A 23,338-nucleotide genomic window follows, 5' to 3' on the forward strand; every position below is an offset into this window, starting at 1 on the left:
GCTGTCCGCTCTTGATCACCATGCTGTTCCAGTCTGCCGAGTCCCGCTACAACCAATGGGTGCGGGACCATTACCGCTTCCTGCTGCGCAGCGCCTGGGCGCTGACAGGCTCGCGTGCCATCGCCGAAGACGTGGTGCAGGACTGTTTTGCCAACGCCTGGAAGCACCGCGAGCAGTTGCGCGATGCGGCCTTGGCGCGGGCCTGGCTGTTCCAGATCATGCGGCGCGCCGCCTTCCGCCAGGCCGCGCCGGGCATGCAGTCGCTGGACGACGACGAGCAGCCCGAGCAGGCCGCCCCCGACGCCGGGCTGGACGACAAGCTGGACGTGGTCAAGGCGCTCGCGCGGCTGGCGCCCATCCACCGCGAGGTGCTGGTGCTGTTCTATTTCGACGACATGCCCACCGCGCAGATGGCCGAGGCGCTGGAGATTGCGCCCGGCACCGTGCTGTCGCGCCTGGCTCGCGCGCGCGACGCGCTGAAGCAGGTGATGGGCGTGCCAGTGCGGGCACCCGGCGGCGCCCAGGTCACGCCCTTGCGGAAGACCCCGTCATGAAGCGCGAACTCCGGCCGCCCGAGTTGCCCGACAGCGCGTTCGACTTGCGCACGCGCGCCGAACTGGCGCTGGCCTTCGAGCCCATCGACGCCCCGCCGCACTTGTACCGCAAGGCGCAGCCGCTAATGGCGCGGCGCAGCTTCCAGCGCGCCGTGCTGGGCCTGCTGCTGGCAGGCAGCGGCACCGGCGCCGTGCTGGCCATGCGCCCGCCAGAACTCGTGCGCGGCGCCATCGAACACGAATACTTCGAGCGCACGCTGCGCGGCACCTTCATGGCCAGCGCGCCCTTGCTGCAGCACCTGGGGCTGGCCGGCCAACAGGTGGTGCCCGGCTTCCCGCAGCTGATGCGGCCTTGCGACATCGACGGCCACCTCGTCTACCACCTCACCACCTTCTTCGAGAAGGGCGGCATGGTCACCGTGTTCGCCTTCGACAAGGCGGTGGCACTGACGGAGGGCAGCGGCTGGTGGGGCAACGTGCACTGGAAAGTCATCACCTCGCGCGACGGCAAGCCGCTGGTGCTGGTGGCGCAGAAGAAGCAGGCCCTGGCCGTGGCGCAAAGCCAGTTCGGTCCAGCCACCGACATGTCCCCACCGAATTCCACACCGACCCCCAAGGAGACCCGATGAACAAGACCTTGAACTCGCTGCCGCGGCGCCAGATGCTGGCCGGCAGCGCCAGCGCCCTGGCCGCGGCCGGCCTGGCCACTTTCACGCGCGGTGCCGCCGCGGCTGGCGAAACCCCAGTGGCCAGCGCCACGCCCAAGCCGCTGCCCGCCTACGTGGCGTGGAAAGACCCGGCCAGCGTCATCGTGCACAGCAGCACCACCATCGAGACCAAGCGCGCAGCCTTCGGCAGCGGGGTCATCACGCCGGGCGAGCAGCTCTACATCCGCAACAACCTGCCGGCGCCCGACGCGTCCATCGTCGCCGACCGCGACGCCTGGCAGGTGGCCATCGAAGGCGTGAAGGCGCCGCGCACGCTGACGCTGCGCGAGCTGAAGACGATGGGCGTGGAGACGACCGCGATGGTGCTGCAGTGCTCGGGCAATGGTCGCGGCTACTTCCCCAGCAAGCCCAGTGGCACACCCTGGCAGGTGGGCGCGGCGGGTTGCGTGATGTGGACCGGCGTTCCGGTGCGCGTGGTGGCCGAAGCGCTGGGCGGCGTCGTGCCGGGCGCCGGTTACCTGACCGGCACCGGCGGCGAGAAGCTGCCCGAAGGCCTGGACCCGCTGAGCATCATCGTCGAGCGCTCGGTGCCGGCCGCCGCGATGGCCGACGCGCTGCTGGCCTGGGAGATGAACGGCGTGCCGATCTCGCTGGCCCACGGCGGGCCGCTGCGCCTGATCGTGCCCGGCTACACCGGCGTGAACAACATCAAGTACATCAAGCGCCTGGCCTTCACGGCCAAGGAAACCGAGGCGAAGATCATGTCGCACGGCTACCGCATCTCGCCGCCGGGCGGCAAGGGCGACCCGAGCCAGCCGTCGGTGCAGGAGATGTCGGTCAAGTCGTGGATCAACTCGCCGGCGCCTGATGCATCCAGCGTCAAGGCCGGCCTGGTGCAGGTGCAAGGCGTGGCCTTCGGCGGGCTGAACGGCATCAAGCGCGTCGAGGTGTCGCTGGACGGCGGCAAGACCTGGAACGACGCGCGGCTCACCGGGCCCGACCTGGGCCGCTATGCCTGGCGACAGTTCGTGCTGGCCGCGAAGCTGCCCGCTGGCAGCCACACGCTGGCCAGCCGCGCCACCGACACGGCCGGCAACGTGCAGCCCGAACAGCGGATGGAAAACGCCGGCGGCTACAACAACACGAGCTGGGCCGACCACGCCGTGAAAGTGACGGTGGCCTGAACATGCGCAACACCATCCACCAGCACTTCGTGGTGCATGCCTTGAAAGTCGCGTCGGTGCTCGTCGCAGGCCTGGCACTGCCCGCTCTGCCCGCGCTGGCGGCCGACGAAAGCGCGCAACTCGCCCTGGGGAAGAAGCTCTTCCTGCAGGGCGTCGTCCCGTCGTGCGCCGTGTGCCACACCTTGCAGGCCGCAGGTGCCGAGGGCGCCGTCGGCCCGGTCCTCGACGAGTTGAAGCCCGACGCTGCGCGCGTGGCGAAGGCGCTGCGCAACGGGCTGGGCCAGATGCCCTCGTACAAGGACAAGCTCACCGAAGCAGAGATTGCGGCGCTGGCGCTCTACGTGTCGAAGGCCAGCGGGGGTGCCAAGTGAAACTTCAGGTGGGTGGAATCTGTGGTGCATCCCCACCGATAAAGGCTCGTCCGCGCGGGCCGCAAGACGCTGACTGGCACCGAAACGCAGGGCATCTTCATCGGTCGCCGCCGTCGGCAGCGACTGCTTCTCAACTCCTCGACAGACTGGATTGGGTCGGTAGGGTGAATTGGGAATTCGGGCAAGCGGTCATCCCCTCCGCATGCAGCCGAGCAGAATCGAATGCAGGAACTGGCCGACGAACCGTCATAGGCAACCGGTAAAAAACCATAGCCCGCCCGGCATAAGCACGGAGCACCGCCCCAAGCAGACGGCCCGTCACCGCCTGGTTTATCCTCCGCACCGCTCACGACACTCGTCGTGGATTCCCCTTCCCCGCCCCTTACCCATCCTCCGCCCCCATGCGCCATCAAGGACGAATCACCACCTGGAACGACGACAAAGGCTTCGGCTTCATCACGCCCAACGGCGGCGGCGAGCGCGTCTTCCTGCATGTCAGCGAGTTCTCCAACCGACAACGCCGGCCGCAGGGGAACGAGCTGGTGACCTACGAGTGCAACACCGACAACAAGGGACGTGCGCAGGCGAAAGGCGTTGCCTTCGTCGGCGAGCGGGCGGTGGCGCCCGCTTCTTCCCAGCGCAGCGCGCTGCCGACTGTGTTTGCCGCTGGCTTTCTGGTGTTCGTCGCCGCGATGGCGTTTTACGGCAGGCTGCCGGTGGCGGTGCTCGGGCTCTATGTCGTCGCGAGCGTGATCGCCTTTCTCGCTTATGGGCACGACAAGTCGGCCGCGGTGCGCAACGCCTGGCGGGTGCAGGAGCGCACGCTGCACCTGTTCTCGCTGCTCGGTGGCTGGCCGGGGGCGCTGGCGGCGCAGCGGCTGTTCCGCCACAAGTCCTCGAAGGCTTCGTTCCAGACCACCTACTGGATCACCGTGGTGCTCAACTGCGCGGCGCTCGGCTGGCTGCTGTCGCCGTATGGGGCGCAGACGCTGGAGACGGTGCGCCGGGCGATCTGAGCATCCCATCCCCCGCCAGCGGTGAAAGGCGTTCGCAAAGAAAACAAGGGCTTGTGAAACATTTTCTTGAGAGGCCGGCGCCTGCTGGAGCGATCGCGCGCCATCGGGCGTGGCGCGGCGCCGACTCATCGAGGGGCGTCACCGCCCTCGCCTGCCCTCCTCGCACGAATCGCGCCAATTGCAAGCACGAAGGCACCGAACTGGCGGTCGGCGATCATCAGCCCGACCTGTTCGATGCGCGCGCCGCGCAAGGGTGGTGCGTCGGGTACCGCACGACCGCGCCAGCTCGGCTGGAAAGCATCGATCGTCAGCCGCAGCGTGGCCCACTGCCCGGCGGGTGGCTCGAAGGGGGCCTGGTAATTGACGCCGTCAAAGCCGCGGTCGGTGCGCAGGTTGAGCTTGTAGCGGTGGCCGTCGCCGCGCACGACGAGTTCGATCGCGTCGATGTCCGCGCCCGGCGGCGGTGAAACCGGCGCGCGCACCGAGGCGAAGCCACCGTTGTTGTCCGGCGAGACCTGCCCACCGAACACGGCATGGCCGGCCGGATCGAAGCGCAGCGCGCTGCGTGAGATGCCGCCCATGACGCGATCATCGATGGCGGACCAGGCGGCGACCGACTCGGGGTGGTCGAAGAGGAAGAGCGTTTCGGGCATGGCGCGATTATGGCGCCGATGACCAGCAGTGCGATGCACGGCGGAATTCTGATGCGCTTCTAGACGACCGGTCTATTCGTGCGTACACTGCCTCCCCCATGACCACCCGCCACACCGACACCCGCCAGCACATCCTGTGCACCGGCAAGCACATCATCGCGGCCAAGGGCTTTTCCAGCGTCGGTCTTGCCGAGCTGCTGCAGGCATCCGAAGTGCCGAAGGGCTCGTTCTATCACTACTTCAAGTCGAAGGAGCTCTTCGGCCAGGCGCTGCTCGAGGACTACTTCACCGACTACCTCGCCCAGCTCGACACGCTGCTGCAGGCGCCGGGGCTGTCCGGGCGGGATCGCTTGCTGCGCTATTTCGAGCAGTGGCGCACGACCCAGGCGGACGATTGCTGCGAGCAGAAATGCCTGGTGGTCAAGCTCAGCGCCGAGGTGTCGGACCTGTCCGAGGCGATGCGGCTGACCCTGCGCGACGGCACCGAGCATGTGATTGCGCGGCTTGGGCAGTGCATTGCGGACGCGGTCGAGGACGGCTCGCTCGCAGCGGTCGAACCCTTGCCGACGGCGCGCACCCTCTACGCGCTGTGGCTGGGCGCGAACCTGCTCGCCAAGCTCCACCGCAACGCCGAACCGCTCGAGCAGGCCTGGTCGGCAAGCCTGCGACTGCTGGCCGAATAAGCACCCACGCGGCGGATGACAGCGTTCCGGTTGGTCGAATCGCCTCAAGCCCTGCCTCAACTTCAACCCTGTCGCGTCCGCCCGCGGTCGCCGCACATTGATCGATCCCCTCTTTCCCAATCCCCCCAAAGGACCAATCCCATGTCAGCCCTCTTCCAGCCCTTCAAGCTCAAGGACGTCACCCTGCGCAACCGCATCGCCGTGCCGCCGATGTGCCAGTACATGGCCACCGACGGCGTGGTCAATGACTGGCACAGCGTGCATTACCCCGCGATCGCGCGCGGCGGCGCCGGCCTGGTCATCGTCGAAGCCACCGCGGTGTCGCCCGAAGGCCGCATCTCGCCCAACTGCACCGGCTTGTGGAACAACGCGCAAGCCGCCGCGCTGGCGCCGATCGCCGCCTCGATCAAGGCCGCGGGCGCCGTGCCCGGCATCCAGATCGGCCACGCCGGCCGCAAGGCCAGCGCCAACCGGCCGTGGGACGGCGACGACCACATCGCCGCCAATGATGCGCGCGGCTGGGCAACGATCTCGCCCTCGGCGACCGCCTTCGGCGCAAACCTGCCCAAGGTACCGCGCGCGATGACGGTGGACGACATCGCCCGCGTGCGCGAGGACTTCGTCGCTGCCGCCCGGCGTGCGCTCGAGGCCGGCTTCGAGTGGCTGGAGCTGCACTTCGCCCACGGCTATCTCGCCCAGAGCTTCTACTCGGTGCATGCCAACCAGCGCGACGACGCTTACGGCGGCAGCTTTGAGAACCGCAGCCGCTTCCTGCTCGAGACCCTGCAGGCGGTGCGCAAGGTGTGGCCGGAACACCTGCCGCTGACCGCGCGCTTCGGCGTCCTCGAATACGACGGCCGCGACGAAGAGACGCTGGCCGAATCGATCGAGCTCACCCGCCAGTTCAAGCGCGAGGGCCTCGACCTGCTGAGCGTGAGCGTGGGCTTCTCGACGCCGAGCGCAAACATCCCCTGGGCACCGGCCTTCCTCGCGCCGATCGCCGAACGCGTGCGTCGCGAAGCGGGACTGCCGGTGGCCTCGGCCTGGGGCATCGACAACCCCGCCACCGCCGACGCCACCGTGCGCGACGGCCAGCTCGACCTGGTGATGGTCGGGCGCGCCCATCTGGCCAACCCGCACTGGCCGATGCAGGCGGCGCGCGCGCTGAACGTGGAGCGCCCGACCTGGGTGCTGCCCGCGCCCTACGCGCACTGGCTCGAGCGCTACAGAAGCGCGTGACCAGCGCGGCGCCCGTCAGGACGACGGGCGCTGCAGCGCGCGACCTTTGTCGACATGGGCGGCAAACTCGCTATCCGGCACCATGCTGCCGCCCGTGCCCCACACCAGATGCGTGGCCCGGGCGAACCGCGCCGGGGTGACCCCGATGCGATCGAGATAGGCCGCATCGCGCAGCACGCACACCATCCCCGGCACGCCCGCGAGCGCCGAAGGCTCCAGGCGCAATCCTTCGTCGTCGTGGGCGAGCGCCAGCAGCCGGAACAGCGCCTCGTCGCTCACCGTGTAGTAGCCGTCGATGAGGCGCTGCATGGCCTTGCCGACGAAGCCGGACGGACGGCCCACCGCCAGGCCGTCGGCCGCGGTGACATTGTCGATGCCGAAGTCCTGCACGCTGACCTGGTCGTGCAGCCCGGTGTACACACCCAACAACATGCAGGGCGAATGCGTCGGCTCGGCAAAGATGCAATGCACCGCATCACCGAACACGCGTTTGAGCCCGAAGGCCACGCCGCCCGGCCCACCCCCGACGCCGCAGGGCAGATACACGAACAGCGGATGCTCCGCATCGACACGCACGCCGGCACGCTGCAGTTGCCCGGCCAGGCGCTCGGCCGCGACCGCGTAGCCGAGGAAGAGCTGGGGCGAGTTCTCGTCATCGACGAAATGGCAGGCCGGGTCGGAGGCCGCCTCGCGCCGGCCCTGCTCCACCGCCACGCTGTAGTCCGAGGCGTGTTCGACCACCGTGACGCCGCTCGCGCGCAGGCGGTCCTTCTTCCACTGCCGCGCGTCGGCCGACATGTGCACCGTGGCCTGGAAGCCCAGCTTGGCGCTCATGATGCCGATCGACAGGCCGAGGTTGCCGGTGGAGCCGACCGCGATGCGGTGACGCCCGAAGAACGCGTGCGCCGAATCGCTGGCGAGCGCGGCGTAGTCGTCACCTTCGCGGATCAGCCCGGCCTGCAACGCCAGCCGCTCGGCGTGCCACAGCACCTCGTGGATGCCGCCGCGGGCCTTGATCGAGCCGGAGATCGGCAGCGCGTTGTCGGTCTTGAGCCACAGCGCGCCGGCTGCGGGCAGTTGCGCCTCGCCTGTCTTCCCCGCCTCTTCGAGCAGGCGACGTTGCAGCTTCGGCAGCGGCACGATGTCCGACTCGATGATCCCGCCTGCGGCCGCGGTCTCGGGAAACACCTTGGCGATGTAGGGCGCGAAGCGCTGCAGGCGCGCGCTGGCGTCGGCGACGTCGTCTGCGCCCAGGCCGACATCGGCGAGCGCCGTCGCTGCCGGCGCGATGCCGGGGTTGAACCAGCTCGTCTCGCGCAAGGCGACCAGGTCGCGGATGAGGGGATGGCTGGCGCACCAGGCCTCGAGGGATTTGCCGTGGATCATGAGCGCTCCGGGGGCGTGATTGCGGTGACGGTCAGCGCGCCTCGGGCGCGCCGGGAGGGGCGGATAGCGTGCTGGCTGCGGGCGCCGCGGCGCCTTCCTCGCCGAGCAGCGCGAGCGCCTCGTCGTGCCAGGCGATCCAGCCCTGCTCGTACTGGATGCCGGCCTTAAGGATCAGGTGGTGAATGCGGCGCTTGCGCGTGGGCTCGGCCTCGGGGGAGAAGTCGCGCGCCTCGATGGCGCGGTAGGCGCGCAGCTTGTCGGCGTGCAGCGCGCGGCGGCGCCGGAGTTCGGGCACCATGTCGAGCGGCCCGATGACGGCGTCCGCGCGCAGGCGGACCATGAACTCATCACGCAGCTCGGCCAGCGGCGCAGCCTCCGCCACCCAGCGCATCAGCTCCTCACGCCCGGCGGGCAGCACGGCGTAGCTGCGCTTGCGCGTGCGGCCAGCGTCGGGGTCGGGCTCGGAGCGGATCCACCCGGCCTTTTCCATGCGGCCGAGCTCACGGTAGATCTGCTGGTGCGTGGCCTGCCAGAAGTGGCCGATGGACTTGTCGAAGCGCCGCGCCAGGTCGTAGCCGGACGAGGGTTGTTCGAGCAGCGAGGTGAGCAGGGCGTGGGCGAGCGACATGGTCGGAGTCTAGCCGTGCGCCGCGCGATCGTGCAACGCGTTGCATAGTTGGCGTCGATCTTCTACAGTTCTACAACTGGTTGCATAGTCGGATGAGGACTGCTTGCCAGCGCGCGCTCCTCCCTCCCCTCTGGCACGCGCGTCGGCCTCCCTCGCGTCCTCGTCCGGCCATGCGGCCAGCCCCGGACAAACGCACTCAGAATCACCCGGCACCACCCAAAATCCGGACTCGAGACCCCGGGCCCAAGACCCCGGCCCCAAGACGATTTGCGAGCGACACGATGCCCACCTACCCGAACCTATTCCGCCCCCTGGACCTCGGCTTCACCACCCTGCCCAACCGCTTCCTGATGGGCTCGATGCACGTCGGCCTGGAAGAGGCCGAAGGCGGCTTCGAGCGCATGGCGGCGTTTTACGCCGAGCGCGTGCGCGGCGGCGTCGGGCTCATCGTCACCGGCGGCATCGCGCCCAATGCCGAGGGCCGGCCGTGGAGCGGCGGCGCCACGCTGACCACGCAGGAAGAAGCCACGCACCACCGCGTGATCACCGACGCGGTGCATCGCGAGGGCGGCAAGATCGCGATGCAGATCCTGCACTTCGGGCGCTACGCCTATCACCCGGAACTGGTCGCGCCCAGCCCGATCCAGGCCCCGATCGCGCCCTTCGCACCGCGGGAGCTGTCCACCGCCGATGTCGAGCGCACGATCGAGGACTTCGTGCGCTGCGCCGAGCTCGCCCGCGCCGGCGGCTACGACGGGGTCGAGATCATGGGCTCCGAGGGCTACCTGATCAACGAGTTCATCGTCGCCCACACCAACAAGCGCACCGACGAATGGGGCGGCGCTTACGAGAAGCGCATCCGCTTCGCCACCGAGATCGTGCGCCGCACGCGCGAACGGCTCGGGCGCGAGTTCATCATCGTCTTCCGGCTGTCGATGCTCGACCTGGTCGAGAACGGCTCGACCTTCGAGGAGGTGGTGCAGCTCGCGCAGGCCATCGAGGCCGCCGGCGCCACGCTGATCAACAGCGGCATCGGCTGGCACGAGGCGCGCATCCCCACCATCGCCACCTGCGTGCCGCGCGCCGGCTTCGCGTGGGTGACGCAAAAGCTGAAGGACCACGTCGGCATCCCGCTGATCGCCACCAACCGCATCAATACGCCCGAGATCGCCGAGGCCATCCTCGCCGAGGGCAAGGCCGACATGGTGTCGATGGCGCGGCCCTTCCTCGCCGACCCCGATTTCGTGAACAAGGCCGCAGAGGGCCGCGGCGCCGACATCAACACCTGCATCGCCTGCAACCAGGCCTGCCTGGACCACACCTTCGCCGGCAAGATCACCTCGTGCCTGGTCAATCCGCGCGCCTGTCACGAGACCGAACTCGTGATCGAACCCACCACCACGCCGCGCACGATCGCGGTGGTCGGCGCCGGCCCGGCAGGTCTGGCCTTCGCGACGACCGCCGCCGAGCGTGGCCACAGGGTCACGCTGTTCGAGGCCGGCGCGCGCATCGGCGGACAGTTCAACATCGCGATGCAGATCCCGGGCAAGGAGGAATTCGCCGAGACCCTGCGCTACTTCGGGCGCCGCATCGAACAGACCGGGGTCGCGCTGAAGCTGAACACCCGCGTCTCGGCCGCCGAGCTGGCCGGGAAGTTCGACGAGGTCGTGCTCGCCACCGGCATCGTGCCGCGCGTGCCGGAGATCGAGGGCGTGGATCATCCCAAGGTGCTCGGCTACCTCGACGTGCTGCGGGACAGCAAGCCCGTCGGCCGTCGCGTCGCCATCCTGGGCGCGGGCGGCATCGGCTTCGACGTCGCGGAGTACCTGAGCCACGAGGGGATCAGCCCCAGCCTCGCGCCGGCGAAGTTCTACGCCGAATGGGGCATCGACGCGCGCTATGCGAACCGCGGCGGGCTCACCCGCCCCCAGCTCGAAACCGCGCCGCGCGAGATCGTGCTGCTGCAGCGCAAGGCGAGCAAGGTCGGAGAGGGCCTGGGCAAGACCACCGGCTGGATCCACCGCACCGCGCTGAAGAACCGCGGCGTGCGGATGATCGCGGGCGTCACCTACCGCCGCATCGATGACGCCGGCCTGCACGTGAGCATCGGCGGCAAGGACGAGGTGCTGGCGGTCGACAACGTGATCCTGTGCACCGGCCAGGAGCCGCAGCGCGAGCTGCAGGCCGCGCTGGTCGAGGCCGGCATGCGGGTGCATCTGATCGGCGGCGCGGACGTGGCCGCCGAGCTCGACGCCAAGCGCGCGATCAAGCAGGGCATCGAGCTGGCGGCCAGGATCGAGAAGGCGGCATCCGCCCCTGCACTGCTCGCCGGCCAGCTCCCCGCCTCTCCCGGCAGCGCCGGCATCCCCCTGCCGCAGTTCGACACCCTGCGCATCGGCCTCGATGGCCAGGTCGCGCTGGTGACGCTGAACCGCCCCGACAAGGCCAACGCGATGAACCTGCAGATGTGGCAGGACCTGCGCGCCGCGATGCAGTGGGTGGATCGCACGCCCGCGGTGCGCGTGGCGGTGCTGCACGGCGCCGGCGCCAACTTCTGCGCCGGCATCGACCTGCAGATGATGATGGGCATCCTGCCCATGGTGAAGGACGCCTGCGAGGCGCGCACGCGCGAGAACCTGCGCAACCTGATCCTCGACCTGCAGGACACGCTCACCAGCCTGGAGCGCTGCCGCAAGCCGGTGCTCGCCGCCATCCACGGCGCCTGCGTGGGCGGCGGCGTGGACCTGGTGGCCTGCGCCGACATGCGCTACTGCGCGGCGGGGACGTATTTCTCGGTCAAGGAGGTCGACCTCGGCATGGTCGCCGACGTCGGCAGCCTGCAGCGCCTGCCACGCCTGATCGGCGAAGGCATGGTGCGCGAGCTCGCCTACACCGGGCGCCGGGTGGACGGCGCGGAGGCCGGGCGGATCGGCCTGGTGAATCGGGTCTTCGACACGCCCGAGGCCCTGATGGAGGGGGTGATGCAGCTCGCGCAAGCCATCGCCGCCAAGTCGCCGCTGGCGATCCGCGGCACCAAGGACATGCTCAACCACGCCCGCGACCACAGCGTCGCCGACGGTCTCGACCGCGTCGCCACCTGGAACGCCGCGATGCTGCTGTCGGAGGACCTGCAGGCGGCGATCCGCGCCGGCCTGACCAAGCAGCCGCCGAAGTTCCGCGACTGAGCGCGGTCTGAGGGCATGGGCGCATGCGCGTTGTGTCCGTGGCGCGCTGCAGGAGCGACGCAAATCGCGATTGCAGCGTCTCCGCCCTCACCCACGCCTCTCACCCACGCCCATCGCAGCCGCGCCGTGCGATCGCGACTCGCGTCGCTCCTACAAAACCGGCGTGCTTGCCGACCGTGCCCCGGGGTGCGCCGCGGAGCATCTCGAGCGGCTCGGTGATGCGCACCCGGGCAAGCGCAGTAGGAGCGACGCAAGTCGCGATTGCGACGTCTCCGCGCTCGCCCACGCCCCTCACCACCGTGCCGTGCGATCGCGACTTGCGTCGCTCCTACAGAACCGGCGCGGTTGCGGAGCGTTTCCTGACGACCGCTCAATTCTTCTTCACGAACTCCGACTTCAGCTTCATCGCGCCAATGCCGTCGATCTTGCAGTCGATGTCGTGGTCGCCCTCGACCAGGCGGATGTTCTTCACCTTGGTGCCGACCTTGACGACCAGGGACGAGCCCTTGACCTTGAGGTCCTTGATCACGGTGACGCTGTCGCCGTCCTGAAGCACGTTTCCGTTGGCGTCCTTCCACACCTTGTGCGCCTCGGTGGCCTCGGCTGCTGCGAGCTTCGGCCATTCGTGGGCGCATTCGGGGCAGACGAAGTTGTCGCCGTCCTCGTAGGTGTATTCGGAATTGCAGGCGGGGCACCTGGGCAGGCTGCTCATTTCGTTTCCTGATGGATTGGACCGCAGGCGGCGCGACGGCCGCCCGGATGGGGAATCATTCGATCGTGATCTTCATCGCCGGCGGACGGATGCCGCGGCGCTTGCGCTCGGCCTGGATCAGTTCGGCGATGTCGGTGTTGTTGTTCTGCAGCGCCCAGGCGTCGGCCGAAAGGCCGGCGTCGTTGAGCGCGTTGAGATCGGTCTGTGGCAGCGCGAGCAGGCGGCGGACCACGTCGATGTGGCCGTTGCGCGCCGCCAGCATCAGCGGCGTGGCCTTGTTGGGCGCGGGTGCATTGACGTCGGCGCCGGCGGCGAGGATGTCCGCGATCAGCTCGTCGCGGCCCTCGAAGGCGGCGTAGTGCAGCGGCGCCCAGCCGTCGTGCGCAACCACGGCGCCGGCCTTGATGAGCGCGCGTGCGGCGTCCTCGTGGCCGCGCAGCACGGCCAGCATCAGCGCGGAGTCGCCCGCCGGGTTGCGGTAGTCGAGGCGGGCGCGGTTCTTCGCCAGCGCCTCCACGGCCGCGGTGTGGCCCTCGCGCGCGGCGAGGATGAGCAAGGTGTTGCCCTGCGCGTCGACGGTATCGGGGTCGAGGCCGCGCTGGATCAGGCTGACGAGTTCCTTCGCGTCGCCCATGCTGGCGGCGGAGAGCGCGTCGTCGAGGGTGGCGGCGAGCGCGGCATGCGAAGCCAGGCCGCCGGCGACGAAGGCCGCGGCGAGAACGAGGCGGCGCAGCCCATGTACCGGAGTGCGGGAGGGCGTGCGGAGATCAGGCAGGTCTTTGTGCATGGCGGAAGAGACGGAAGAAGTTGTCGGTGGTGGCTTGCTCGACCTGCGCCAGCGGGAGCTCGCGCAGGCGGGCGATCTCCTCGGCGACATGCACGACCCAGCCGGGCTCGTTGGTCTTGCCGCGGTGCGGCACCGGGGCGAGATAGGGGGAATCGGTCTCGATCAGCAGGCGCTCGAGCGGCACGCGGCGGGCGACCTCCTTGAGCTCCTTCGCGTTGCGGAAGCTCACGATGCCGGAAAACGAGATGTAGAAGCCGAGCTCGAGCGCGGCCTCGGCCACCTCCCAGCTCTCGGTGAAGCAGTGCATCACTCCGCCGGCCTCGCCGGCCCCCTCCTCGCGCATCAGGCGCAGGGTGTCCGCGGCGGCGTTGCGGGTGTGGACGACCAGCGGCTTGCCCGTCGCACGCGCCGCGCGGATGTGCACCCGAAAGCGCTCACGCTGCCACTCGGGCGCGTCCTTGTGCCAGTGGTAGTCCAGCCCGGTCTCGCCGATCGCCACCACGCGCGGGTGGTCCGCGAGCGCGACGAGGCGGGCGACGTCCGGCTCCTCGCAATCGGCATTGTCCGGATGCACGCCGACCGAGGCCCACAGGTGGGCGTGGCGCTCGGCGAGCTCACGCACACGCGGGAATTCCTCCAGCCGTACGCCGATGCACAGCGCGGTGCCGACGCCGTTGGCCGCCATGGTGGCGAGGATCTCGTCCTCGCGCTCGGCGAGGCCGGGAAAATCGAGATGACAGTGTGAATCGACGAACATCCGGGTCCTGGAATGGTTTGATGAAGTCGGCGTTGTTGAACTCGGCAGCGCGCGACGCGAAGCGGGCCCTGCCCTTGCCGGCGCGCTCAGAGCGTGTGCGTGGGCCGGCTCGAGCCGAGATGGCCGGCGAGCACCTTCTCGATGCGGTCGCGCAGCACCCGACTGGACTCGTCGGGCGAGAACTGCACGCCGATGCCCTGGGTCTTGCCGCCCTGCGCGCCGTCCGGCGTGATCCACACCACGGTGCCCGCGACCGGATGGCGGGTGGCGTCGTCCATGAGCTGCAGCAGCATGAAGACCTCGTCGCCCAGCTTGTAGCTCTTGGGCGTGGGCACGAAGATCCCGCCGTTGGCCAGGAAGGGCATGTAGGCCGCGTAGAGCGCCGACTTGGAGCTGATGTTGAGCGACAGCACGCTCGGGCGGCTGACCGCTGGTCGAACGGCTTGGGTCATCCTCGGGCTCCGGCGACGGCACGGGCGTAGCGCATCAGCATGTCCTCCAGCACCAGCCGCAGGCTCAGCGGATGGCGCGACACCTTGCGGATCTGGGCGACTTCATTGTAGCAGGCGCTCGCCGCGGCCACGCTCATGCGGCTGGCCAGCGCGGCGAGCACGCCCTCCTGCGCGGGGAAGAAGCGCACCCGGCCACCCAGGCGCAGCGCGGCGAGGTCGCTCACCCAGCGCTGCATCCAGTCGGTGAGCTCGGGCAGGCCGAAGCCGGCGGCGAGCGCATCCTTCGAGCGCAGCCAGGCCTCCCACTGCCCGGCCAGGCGCAGCGCGTCGGCGCCTTGCAGGCCGGCGATATCGCGCACGAAGCGCGCGTGCATCGCCGCGCCGCCACCCTGCGCGAGGCGCTCGGCGGCGAGCGGCATGCCGCCGCCCAGCGCCAGCAGCGCACGCGCATCGGCGGCGGCATGCGCGCCCCAGCGCGCCAGCGCAGCTGCGTCGGGACGGCTGAAATGCCACTGCTGGCAGCGGCTGCGGATGGTGGGCAGCAGGATGCGCGGCGCGGAGGACACGAGCACGAAGATGCAGCCCTCTGGTGGCTCCTCAAGCAGCTTGAGCAGCGCGTTGGCGGTGACGCCGTTCATCGCCTCGGCCGGATCGAGCAGCACGACGCGGCGCGAACCATGGTGGCCGGTGACGGCGAGCGCGCCCTGCAGCGCGCGGATCTGGTCGATGCGGATCTGCGTGGAGGCCGCCTTGCCGGGCGCCTCGCCGTCGCCCTCGCCCTCCGCCGCGGCGGTCTCGGCCTCGGGCACGACTCTGTGGAGGTCGGGGTGGTTGCCCGAGAGCCGCCACAGGCAGGGCTCGCATTGCCCGCAGGCGTGGCCGTCGGCGCCGGGGGCGTCGCACAGCAGGCGCGCCGCCAGCGCCTCGGCGAGCGCGCGCTTGCCCAGGCCTGCGGGGCCGACGAAGAGCAGCGCGTGCGGCAGGCGTTCGCCCAGCTCGACGAGCCGCGTCCACGTCGATTGCAGCCAGGGGTGGATCATGAGAAGAAGCGCTCGCGCACGACGCGCTCGATGTCGGCGCGGATCGCCTCCGGCGAGCGCGCGGCATCGATCACGCAAATGCGCAGCGGCGCCAGGCGGGCGCGTTCGAGGTAGGCGGCGCGCACGCGCTCGAAGAAGTCGCGCTGCTCGCGCTCGAAGCGGTCGGGGTCGACCCCGGTGGAGGCGACGCGCGCGGCGGCGAGCGCCGGATCGAGGTCGAACACCAGGGTGAGGTCGGGCTGCAGGCCGGGATGCACCCAGGCCTCGAGCGCGTCGAACTTGGCGCGGTCGAGCCCGCGCCCCCCCACCTGATAGGCGAAGGTGGCGTCGGAGAAGCGGTCGCACACCACCCAGCGCCCGGCGGCGAGCGCGGGCTCGATGCGCGCGGCGAGGTGCTCGCGGCGCGCGGCGAACATCAGCATGGCCTCGGTCTCGAGGTGCATCGGCTCATGCAGCAGCAGCTCGCGCAGGCGTTCTCCGAGCGCCGTGCCGCCGGGCTCGCGCGTCTGGTCGACGTCGCGGCCTGCGGCCTGCAGCAACGCCACCACGGCGGCGATCTGGCTGCTCTTGCCGGCACCGTCGATGCCTTCGAAGGTGATGAAGCGGCCGCGGGCGGGCGCGGCTGCGCTCGCGGGCACGGCGGAGGGTGCGTTCTCGATCATGTCGGTTTCGGGCAGGCGCGGCGGCATCCGGCTCATCCCCCACCTCCGTTGCGGATGTATTTATCGACGGCGCGATTGTGCGCCGCGAGGTCGCGCGAAAACTCGCTGCTGCCGTCGCCGCGCGCGACGAAATAAAGGAAGTCGCTCTTCTCGGGTTTGAGCGCAGCGCGCAGCGCGGCCTCGCCCGGCATCGCGATCGGCGTCGGCGGCAGGCCGGCACGGGTGTAGGTGTTCCACGGGTGGTCGGCATCGAGATGCGCCCGGCGCAGGCGGCCGTCGAACTCGGGGCCGAGGCCGTAGATCACCGTGGGGTCGGTCTGCAGACGCATGCCGATGCGCAGCCGGTTGGCGAACACCGAGGCGACCAGGGCACGGTCCTCGGGGCGGCCGGTCTCCTTCTCGACGATCGAGGCAAGGATCAGCGCCTCGTAGGGCGAGGCCAGCGGCGTGGCCGGGTCGCGCTCGGCCCAGGCCTTGTCGAGGCGGGCCTGCATGGCCTCGTGCGCGCGTCGCAGCACGGCGAGCGCGCCCGAGCGCTTGTCGAACAGATAGGTATCGGGGAAGAAGAGGCCCTCGGCGTTCTGCGCGCTCGCGCCGATGCGCGCGAGGATCTCCGCCTCGCCCAGCCCGGCGGTGTCGGCTTCCAGATCGGGATGGGACTCCAGCGCCTGGCGCACCTGGCGGAAGGTCCAGCCCTCGACCAGCAACAGCTCGCCCTGCGTGACGTCGCCGTCGGAGAGCTTGAGGATGAGCTGCCAGGGCGTGATGCCGGCGTGCACCTCGTAGCTGCCGGCCTTGATGCGGGCGTCGCGCTTCGTCAGACGCGCGAGCAGCGCGAGCAGGCGCGCATCCACGCCCACGCCGGCGCGCTCGATGGCTGCGGCGGCCTGGCGCATGCCCATGCCGCGCGCCACGGTGAAATCCACCCGCTCGGCGGCGAGCGCGAGCGGCCGGTGCGCATACCACCAGCCCGTCGCCGCGATCATCGCGGCAAGGATGGCAAGCACGGCGAGCAGCAGGAGCAGGCGGGGGAGAAAACGCTTCATCGGAGGGGGAGGAGCCGGCTAAATCCCTGTCGGCGCGAGGGGCGACCGCCACGGGGAGGGCGCCTATAATACCGCAGCACGTGCCCTCCCCCTCCTGCGGCGCGCCCCCGAATCCCTTCCGAGACTGCCCGAACCGAGACCATGACTGCCTGGACCGAACACCTCGCCCGCATGGGCGCCACGCTCGACGAAACCGCCCGCTCCATCGCCTTCGCCTCGCCCGCCGACGAAGCGCGCGCGACCGAGACCGCCACCATCGCGGTGCCGCTGCTGCACCTGGGCACGATCCGCTCGCAGGGCCCGGACTCCGCCGCCTTCCTGCACAACCTGGTGTCGAACGACGTCAAGCACATGGAAGCCGACACCGCGGCGTGGAACAGCTTCAATTCGCCCAAGGGGCGGATGATCGCCAGCTTCCTGGTGTGGACCGAGGAGGGCGGCCATGCGCTCGCGCTCTCGGCAGACATCCTGCCCGCGTTCCTGAAGAAGTTCTCGATGTACGTGCTGCGCAGCAAGGTCAAGCTCGCCGACGCCAGCGCCGAGGTCGCGCTGATCGGCCTCGCCGGTCCGCAGGCCGTGGCGATCGCGCAGGCGGCAGGCGCCGCGCTGCCCGCCGAGGACATGCGCCAGGCGGTATCGGCCGCGGGCGTGCGCTGCATCCGCCTCGGCGCGCAGCGCCTGGTGCTCGCCGTCGCCACCGACGCCGCCCCGGCGCTGTTCGACGCGCTCGTCGCCGCCGGCGCGCTGCGTGCCGGCACCGCGGCCTGGCAGCTCGGCATGATCCGCGCCGGCCTGGCGCTGGTCACCGCGCCCACCCAGGAAGAGTTCGTCGCCCAGATGCTCAACTACGAGCTCATCGGCGGGGTGGACTTCCACAAGGGCTGCTATCCGGGCCAGGAGATCGTCGCGCGCACCCAGTACCTCGGCAAGCTCAAGAAGCGCACCTACCGCCTCGCCCTGCCCGCCGGCAGCACGGCCGCGCCCGGCACCGACGTCTATGCGCCCGACTTCGGCGAGCAGTCCGCCGGCAAGCTGGTCAACGTCGCACCGACCGCCGACGGTGGCGTCGAGGCGCTCGCGGTGATCCAGTCGAGCAGCGCGGAAGCCGGCGAGATCCGTGTCGGCGCGCCCGACGGGCCGCGCGCAGACCTGCTCGACCTGCCGTATGCGCTCGCCTGACGGGCACCGCGACCGGGCCCGGGGGCCTGGTCGTACTCGCCGAGGCGCGTAGCCATGTGCCTGATCGTCTTCGCCTGGCAGGCGCATCCCGACTATCCGCTGGTGGTCGCGGCCAACCGCGACGAATATCTTGCGCGCCCCGCCGCGCCCGCGCATTGGTGGGTGGACGCACCCGAGCTGCTCGCCGGCCGCGACCTCGAGGCCGGCGGCACCTGGATGGGCCTTACGCGCGGCGGCCGCTTCGCCGCGTTGACCAACTACCGCGACCCCAGCCGCCACATCGCCGGCGCGCCCTCGCGCGGCGCCCTGGTGCGCGAGGCGCTCGAGGATGTCCGCCCGGCGCCCGCCACGCTGCAGGCCGTGCAGGCGAGCGCGGGCAACTACGCCGCCTTCAACCTGCTGGTGGGCGACGCCGACCGGCTCGGCGTGCTCGAGAGCACCACCGGCGGGCTGCGCATGCTGGAGCCGGGATACTACGGCCTGTCCAACCACTTGCTCGACAGCCCCTGGCCCAAGCTGGTGAAGACGCGCGCAGCACTCGCCGGCAAGCTCGAGGCGCTGCCGACGTCAGGCCCGGCCGCGGCGACGGAGGATGCGCTCGTCGCCGGCCTCCTCGGCCTGCTGCGCGACCCCGCGCCCGCGCCCGACCCGCACCTGCCCGCGACCGGCGTAAGCCTGGAGTGGGAGCGCTGGCTGTCGCCCGCCTTCATCCGCGCACCCGGCTACGGCACGCGCTGCAGCAGCGTGGTGCTGCGCGATCGCAAGGGCCGTACCCGCCTCGTCGAATGGACCTGGGACGCCGATGGGGAACTGCGCAGCCGGGTCGAGCACGCGTTCGGCGCCGGCACGACCTGAACGCCGCGCGCAATGCGCTCGCGTGCGCGGCCGCTACACCGGCCGCCGCATCGCGCGGTGGGGAATGCCCGCTTCCATGAAGACCTCGCCCACCGGCTCGAAGCCGTGGCGCAGGTAGAAGTCGAGCGCGTGGGTCTGCGCATTGAGCGCGACTTCGTTCAGCCCGCGCCGCGCCGCCTCGGCGATCAGCGCCTGCAGCACCGCACCGCCCACCCCGGCGCCGCGCGCCTCACGCAGCACCGCCATGCGGCCGATGTGACCGTCGGGCAGCAGGCGCCCGGTGGCGATCACCCGTCCCTCGGCATCGTGCGCGATCGCGTGCCGGCACACCGCGTCGAAGGCGTCACGCTCGATCTCCTCGGGCACGCCCTGCTCCACCACGAAGACCCCGGTACGCACCGGCATCACCCGCGCCTCGGCCTCGTCCCAGCCCACCACCTCGATCCGCACGCCCTTCATTCGACGATCTCCACCACCGTGCCCGCCGGCACGAGCTCGAACAGCTCGATGATGTCGTGGTTGCGCATGCGCACGCAGCCGTGCGAGCGCGCAACGCCCATGGGCTGGTCGTCGCCGGTGCCGTGCAGGTAGATGTAGCGCCGCATGGTGTCGACCTCGCCACCGCGGTTGCGCCCAGGCTCCTCGCCGCACAGCCACAGGATGCGCGACAGGATCCAGTCGCGCCCCGGGTGGGCGGCCGCGAACTCCGCCGTCCACACCTCGCCGGTCGGCCTGCGCCCGCGGAACACCGCACCCGCCGGTGCGCCCGCGCCGATGCGCGCACGGATACGGTGGCGGCCGCGCGGCGTGCACAGGCTGCCGCTGCGCTCGCCCGCACCGCGTTCGCCGGTCGACACCGCGTAGCGGCGGATGCAGGCGCCGTCGGCGCCGAAGAGCTCCAGGCACTGCCGACCGAGGTCCACGCGGAGGTGCATTCAGGCCACCAGCGTGCGCCCGCGGCGGGCGGCGAAGAAGCTCGACAACATGCGCCCGCACTCGTCGGCGAGCAGTCCGCCCTCGATGGTGGCGTGATGGTTGAGGCGCGGCTCGGCGAAGAGATCGAGCACGCTGCCGGCGACACCGGTCTTGGGGTCGCGCGCACCGAACACCACGCGCGCGATGCGGGCGTGCATGATCGCACCCGAGCACATCGCGCAGGGCTCCAGGGTGACGTAGAGCTCGCAGCCGGGCAGGCGGTAGTTGCCGAGGTGCGCCGCGGCGTCGCGCAGCGCCATGATCTCGGCGTGCGCGGTAGGGTCGTGGCGCCCGATCGGTTGGTTGAAGCCGCGGCCGACGATCTCGCCCCCGCACACCACCACCGCGCCCACCGGCACCTCGTCCGCGGCCCCGGCCGCGCGCGCCTGCTCGAGCGCAGCGCGCATGTAGTCTTCGTCGTTCATGGTTTTCGCAGATCGGGAACGGGGGCGATTCTAGCCCGAAAGGCCGCGGGCCGAGCCGCACGCGCCGTCGACCTGGCCCGAGCACGCGTGCCGTGCACCCAAGCCCCTCGCCGCGGGAGCGCGAGCCGGCGACGGGCCGCGAGCGGCCGCCCGGCGCCGCCACCGGATCGAAGCCGCGGTCACGATCGGGCGCGAGGCTTGGAGGTCAAGCACGCTGCCTTCGGCTAGAATCCGCCCGTCCTGCCCCCGGCCCGGGGGCGTTCCCGTTTACGGACCCGCGCATGCTTCCCGATCCCGACCTCATCCGCCCCTACGGCCCGCTCGTGCGCCGTATCGAAGCCGAAGCCACCGTCATCGGCGACCAGATCCTCAAGATCGACCACTTCCTCAACCACCGCATCGAACCCAGCTTCATCACCGAGATGGGCCAGGAGCTCGCGAAGCGCCTGGCACGCTTCGAACCCAGCGTGGTGCTTACCGCCGAGGCCAGCGGCATCGCCCCCGGACTGGTGGTCGCCCAGGCCCTCGACGTGCCGCTGGTGTATGCGAAGAAGTACGCGCCCGAGGTCGAATCCCCCGCGATCGCGCGCGTGATCCCCTCGCCCACCAAGGGCGGCGAGACCAAGCTCGTGCTGTCGCAGCGCTACATCGTGCCCACCGACCGCGTCGTCATCGTCGACGATTTCCTCTCCAACGGCCGCACCGCGGTGGCCCTGGTCGAGATGGCGCGCGAGGCCGGCGCCGAGGTGCTGTGCGCGAGCTTCATCGTCGAGAAGCGCTTCAAGCACGGCCACGCCGCCATCGAGGCCCTCGGCGTGCCGGTGTGCACGCTCGCCCAGGTCGAGGCGCTGGAGAACGGCCACGTCCGCCTCACCCAGCCCTGAAGCGACGGTCGTTCGTGGGATATGCACGCGCACGCCGGCCAGCATGCGCATAGACTGCGACGATCACACGAACGGAACCGGCCCATGAGCTCTTTCGACACCCAATTCGAAGCCTTCGCCGAACAGGTGCAGCAGGAGCTGCGCGAAGGCGTGACGAGCTTTCCCACCGTATTCGACCTGTCGGTGCGCGTCCAGAAGCTGGCTGACGCCCCGGAGACCTCCCTCGCGCAGATCGCGGGCGCGGTGCAGACCGAGCCCCTGCTTGCGGCCAAGGTCATCCGCATGGCGAACACGCTGACGCTGAACCCCTACCGCGGCCAGATCACCAGCCTGAGCGATGCGATCCAGCGCATCGGCCTGTCCACGCTGCGCTGCCTCGCCTTCGCGGTCGCCGCCGAGCAGCTCGCGCGCGACCACCGCTCGCGCCAGATGCGCCTGATCGCCAGCGGCCTGTGGATGCACTCGATCGACGTGGCGGCGTGGTCCTGCGCCTTCGCACACCACCTCAAGCGCCCCGACCCCGATGCCGCGATGCTCGCCGGCCTGATGCTCGACATCGGCCAGTTCTACCTGCTTGCGCGCGCGGCGCGCTACCCGGCGCTGGAAGGGGACATGGGCCGCTTCGCCGAGGTGGTCACCACCTGGGACGAGCCGGTGCGCGACGCCGTGCTCGAAGCCCTGGAGATGCCCGAGCGCATCATCACGGCCTGCGCCGCCGACCCCTTCGCCAACACCGAGTGGCCGCCGGCCGAGCTCGGCGACGTGGTCTTCCTCGCCACCCTCGCGGCCGAATCGCCCAACCCCTTCGACACCCTGCTCGGCAGCCGCCAGCGCGGCGAACTGCTCGAAGCGAGCGTGGCGGACGGACTCGATCGCGACGGCTTCGACACCCTGATGTCCGAAGCCCGCGCCAGCCGTCAGGAGCTGATCTCCGCCGCCTGCGGCTGAACTCCGCGGCCGGCCGTTCCCGGCGGACGCCCGCCTGCCGGATCCGCTCAGGACTGCGCGCACTCCGCGAGGTGGGAGCGCAAGGCCGCGGCCGACAGCGCCACGGCCTCGCGCGCCTCCGGGATGAGCTTGCCCAGGGTGTAGAAGCCATGCACCACGCCCTCGAAGACACGCAGCGCCACCTCGCCGCCTTCGCTGCGCACGCGCTCGACGAACGCCAGGCAGTCGTCCACCAGCGGATCGCATTCCGCGCAGATCACCTGCATCGGCGGCAGCCCGGCGAGCGAGGCCGCGCGCATCGGCGACGCCCGCCAGTCCTCGGTATCGACGCCGGGCAGGTAGCGCTCGAAGAACCACTGCAGCGACTCACGATCGAGGAAGAAGCCCTCGGCGTAGCGCTCGCGCGAGGGCCGCGCGCTGCGGATCTCGGTGCTCGGGTAGATCAGCAGCAGGAAGGCCGGCTTCACCTCGGCCGCGCGCAGGGCGAGCGCGGTGACGATCGCCAGGTTGCCCCCGGCGCTGTCGCCGGCGAGGGCGATGCGCGCCGGGTCGATGCCGAGCAGGTCGGCGTTGTCGACCGACCAATCGAAGGCCAGGCGCATGTCCTCGGGCGCGGCGGGGAAAGGATGCTCGGGCGCGAGCCGGTACTCCACCGACAGCACCGCGCAACCCGAGCCGTTGGCGAGTTCGCGGCAGGCCACGTCGTAGCTCGCCACGTCGCCGATGCACCAGCCTCCACCGTGCGCGAAGATCACCAGCGGCAGACGGTCGTCCATATGGCTGCCGAAGGGCCGGTACAGGCGGGCGAGCAGCGCCGAGGTGTCGGGGCGCGGGATCGGCACCTCGGCGGTGGAGGCCACCGCCGGCGCCTCGGGCCGGAAGGCGAAGTGCAGCTTCTGCGCCGAATGACGCGCCTGCGCCACCGCGAGTTCGTGGAAGCGGGGGGCGCCGACACGGTAGGCCATGTCGAGCAGGGAACGGGTTTCTTTGGTCAGCGGCATGATCGAGAACGGATTGCGTTTTGCCGGGCCACGCCCGGCCGCGGGCGG

26 protein-coding genes are annotated in these 23,338 nt (G+C 70.6%); 12 read left to right on the forward strand and 14 right to left on the reverse strand.

Annotated elements, in window-relative coordinates; genetic code table 11:
• Positions 1–20 precede the first annotated feature (20 nt).
• The 5 genes from PO78_RS17580 to PO78_RS17600 all read left to right on the forward strand — a co-directional run bounded on the left by PO78_RS17580 (position 21) and on the right by PO78_RS17600 (position 3,793).
• Positions 21–554, forward strand: a complete 534-nt coding sequence (locus PO78_RS17580) for an RNA polymerase sigma factor (RefSeq protein ID WP_031943585.1) — start codon at positions 21–23, stop codon at positions 552–554.
• The gene (locus PO78_RS17585) at positions 551–1,183 is read left to right on the forward strand and encodes a hypothetical protein (RefSeq protein WP_004306457.1); all 633 of its coding nucleotides are present in this window, start codon (positions 551–553) and stop codon (positions 1,181–1,183) included. Before PO78_RS17580 ends, PO78_RS17585 begins: the two co-directional genes overlap by 4 nt.
• Positions 1,180–2,406 carry a SorT family sulfite dehydrogenase catalytic subunit gene (sorT, locus tag PO78_RS17590; protein WP_004306455.1) on the forward strand — a complete coding sequence of 409 codons (1,227 nt, stop codon included), beginning with the start codon at positions 1,180–1,182 and terminating at the stop codon, positions 2,404–2,406. Before PO78_RS17585 ends, sorT begins: the two co-directional genes overlap by 4 nt.
• A gap of 2 nt (positions 2,407–2,408) precedes the next feature.
• Positions 2,409–2,777, forward strand: coding sequence for a SorU family sulfite dehydrogenase c-type cytochrome subunit (gene sorU, locus PO78_RS17595; protein WP_004306453.1), 369 nt, complete (start codon positions 2,409–2,411; stop codon positions 2,775–2,777).
• A 401-nt stretch (positions 2,778–3,178) separates the two neighbouring features.
• Positions 3,179–3,793: a DUF1294 domain-containing protein gene (locus tag PO78_RS17600; RefSeq protein WP_004306156.1), complete on the forward strand. Its 615-nt coding sequence runs from the start codon at positions 3,179–3,181 to the stop codon at positions 3,791–3,793.
• 125 nt (positions 3,794–3,918) lie between these two features.
• Here the strand turns inward: PO78_RS17600 and PO78_RS17605 are convergent, their stop codons facing one another.
• Entirely contained in the window at positions 3,919–4,446 is a 528-nt protein-coding gene (locus PO78_RS17605; protein WP_004306154.1) for a CIA30 family protein, read from the reverse strand.
• A gap of 98 nt (positions 4,447–4,544) precedes the next feature.
• Between PO78_RS17605 and PO78_RS17610 the strand changes: the two genes are divergently transcribed.
• Both PO78_RS17610 and PO78_RS17615 read left to right on the forward strand, forming a co-directional pair.
• On the forward strand, positions 4,545–5,129 hold the full coding sequence (locus PO78_RS17610) for a TetR/AcrR family transcriptional regulator (protein ID WP_004306152.1): 585 nt from the start codon (positions 4,545–4,547) through the stop codon (positions 5,127–5,129).
• 141 nt (positions 5,130–5,270) lie between these two features.
• A complete protein-coding gene (locus tag PO78_RS17615) occupies positions 5,271–6,368 on the forward strand; it encodes an NADH:flavin oxidoreductase/NADH oxidase (protein ID WP_004306150.1) in 1,098 nt (365 codons plus the stop codon).
• A gap of 15 nt (positions 6,369–6,383) precedes the next feature.
• Here the strand turns inward: PO78_RS17615 and PO78_RS17620 are convergent, their stop codons facing one another.
• Both PO78_RS17620 and PO78_RS17625 read right to left on the reverse strand, forming a co-directional pair.
• Entirely contained in the window at positions 6,384–7,754 is a 1,371-nt protein-coding gene (locus PO78_RS17620; RefSeq protein ID WP_004306148.1) for a D-serine ammonia-lyase, read from the reverse strand.
• Positions 7,755–7,785: 31 nt separating this feature from the next.
• Positions 7,786–8,382 (reverse strand): PadR family transcriptional regulator, encoded by a 597-nt coding sequence (locus PO78_RS17625; RefSeq protein ID WP_004306146.1) that lies wholly within the window; start codon positions 8,380–8,382, stop codon positions 7,786–7,788.
• A 281-nt stretch (positions 8,383–8,663) separates the two neighbouring features.
• On the opposite strand from PO78_RS17625, the gene PO78_RS17630 reads away from it, so the two are divergent.
• The gene (locus PO78_RS17630) at positions 8,664–11,567 is read left to right on the forward strand and encodes a crotonase/enoyl-CoA hydratase family protein (RefSeq protein WP_004306144.1); all 2,904 of its coding nucleotides are present in this window, start codon (positions 8,664–8,666) and stop codon (positions 11,565–11,567) included.
• Between the two features lie 370 nt (positions 11,568–11,937).
• Here PO78_RS17630 and PO78_RS17635 read toward each other — a convergent pair whose 3' ends face one another.
• From PO78_RS17635 to mltG, 7 genes are all read right to left on the reverse strand, one after another.
• Entirely contained in the window at positions 11,938–12,279 is a 342-nt protein-coding gene (locus PO78_RS17635) for a zinc ribbon domain-containing protein YjdM (RefSeq protein ID WP_004306142.1), read from the reverse strand.
• 55 nt (positions 12,280–12,334) lie between these two features.
• Positions 12,335–13,066, reverse strand: a complete 732-nt coding sequence (locus tag PO78_RS17640; RefSeq protein WP_004306140.1) for an ankyrin repeat domain-containing protein — start codon at positions 13,064–13,066, stop codon at positions 12,335–12,337.
• Positions 13,047–13,823, reverse strand: a complete 777-nt coding sequence (locus tag PO78_RS17645; RefSeq protein ID WP_004306138.1) for a TatD family hydrolase — start codon at positions 13,821–13,823, stop codon at positions 13,047–13,049. Before PO78_RS17645 ends, PO78_RS17640 begins: the two co-directional genes overlap by 20 nt.
• 86 nt (positions 13,824–13,909) lie before the next feature.
• Positions 13,910–14,275 (reverse strand): PilZ domain-containing protein, encoded by a 366-nt coding sequence (locus tag PO78_RS17650; RefSeq protein WP_004306137.1) that lies wholly within the window; start codon positions 14,273–14,275, stop codon positions 13,910–13,912.
• Positions 14,272–15,315 carry a DNA polymerase III subunit delta' gene (holB, locus tag PO78_RS17655; RefSeq protein WP_043745704.1) on the reverse strand — a complete coding sequence of 348 codons (1,044 nt, stop codon included), beginning with the start codon at positions 15,313–15,315 and terminating at the stop codon, positions 14,272–14,274. The genes PO78_RS17650 and holB overlap by 4 nt, the downstream gene beginning before the upstream one ends.
• Positions 15,312–16,013, reverse strand: a complete 702-nt coding sequence (tmk, locus tag PO78_RS17660; RefSeq protein ID WP_004327763.1) for a dTMP kinase — start codon at positions 16,011–16,013, stop codon at positions 15,312–15,314. Before tmk ends, holB begins: the two co-directional genes overlap by 4 nt.
• Positions 16,010–17,023 carry an endolytic transglycosylase MltG gene (gene mltG / locus PO78_RS17665; protein WP_004327765.1) on the reverse strand — a complete coding sequence of 338 codons (1,014 nt, stop codon included), beginning with the start codon at positions 17,021–17,023 and terminating at the stop codon, positions 16,010–16,012. The genes tmk and mltG overlap by 4 nt, the downstream gene beginning before the upstream one ends.
• A gap of 141 nt (positions 17,024–17,164) precedes the next feature.
• Here mltG and ygfZ point away from each other — a divergent pair, with 141 nt between their 5' ends.
• Both ygfZ and PO78_RS17675 read left to right on the forward strand, forming a co-directional pair.
• Entirely contained in the window at positions 17,165–18,202 is a 1,038-nt protein-coding gene (ygfZ, locus tag PO78_RS17670; RefSeq protein WP_012585536.1) for a CAF17-like 4Fe-4S cluster assembly/insertion protein YgfZ, read from the forward strand.
• A 54-nt stretch (positions 18,203–18,256) separates the two neighbouring features.
• A complete protein-coding gene (locus tag PO78_RS17675) occupies positions 18,257–19,057 on the forward strand; it encodes an NRDE family protein (RefSeq protein WP_004327625.1) in 801 nt (266 codons plus the stop codon).
• Positions 19,058–19,090: 33 nt separating this feature from the next.
• On the opposite strand, the gene PO78_RS17680 is transcribed toward PO78_RS17675, so the two are convergent.
• From PO78_RS17680 to tadA, 3 genes are read right to left on the reverse strand one after another with little or no spacing between them, the layout of a single operon-like run.
• The gene (locus PO78_RS17680) at positions 19,091–19,516 is read right to left on the reverse strand and encodes a GNAT family N-acetyltransferase (protein ID WP_004327623.1); all 426 of its coding nucleotides are present in this window, start codon (positions 19,514–19,516) and stop codon (positions 19,091–19,093) included.
• Positions 19,513–19,992 (reverse strand): L,D-transpeptidase, encoded by a 480-nt coding sequence (locus tag PO78_RS17685; protein WP_004327621.1) that lies wholly within the window; start codon positions 19,990–19,992, stop codon positions 19,513–19,515. The genes PO78_RS17680 and PO78_RS17685 overlap by 4 nt, the downstream gene beginning before the upstream one ends.
• The gene (gene tadA / locus PO78_RS17690) at positions 19,993–20,457 is read right to left on the reverse strand and encodes a tRNA adenosine(34) deaminase TadA (protein ID WP_004327619.1); all 465 of its coding nucleotides are present in this window, start codon (positions 20,455–20,457) and stop codon (positions 19,993–19,995) included.
• A 281-nt stretch (positions 20,458–20,738) separates the two neighbouring features.
• Between tadA and xpt the strand changes: the two genes are divergently transcribed.
• Together xpt and PO78_RS17700 are read left to right on the forward strand one after the other, a co-directional pair.
• Positions 20,739–21,341, forward strand: coding sequence for a xanthine phosphoribosyltransferase (xpt, locus tag PO78_RS17695; RefSeq protein WP_004323003.1), 603 nt, complete (start codon positions 20,739–20,741; stop codon positions 21,339–21,341).
• An 84-nt stretch (positions 21,342–21,425) separates the two neighbouring features.
• The gene (locus PO78_RS17700) at positions 21,426–22,289 is read left to right on the forward strand and encodes an HDOD domain-containing protein (protein WP_004323005.1); all 864 of its coding nucleotides are present in this window, start codon (positions 21,426–21,428) and stop codon (positions 22,287–22,289) included.
• A 47-nt stretch (positions 22,290–22,336) separates the two neighbouring features.
• Here PO78_RS17700 and PO78_RS17705 read toward each other — a convergent pair whose 3' ends face one another.
• Complete coding sequence (locus PO78_RS17705; protein ID WP_012585537.1) at positions 22,337–23,290, reverse strand: alpha/beta hydrolase; 954 nt, start codon at positions 23,288–23,290, stop codon at positions 22,337–22,339.
• Positions 23,291–23,338 lie beyond the last annotated feature (48 nt).

The organism is Thauera sp. SWB20, assembly GCF_000831325.1.
Classification (GTDB): domain Bacteria; phylum Pseudomonadota; class Gammaproteobacteria; order Burkholderiales; family Rhodocyclaceae; genus Thauera; species Thauera aminoaromatica.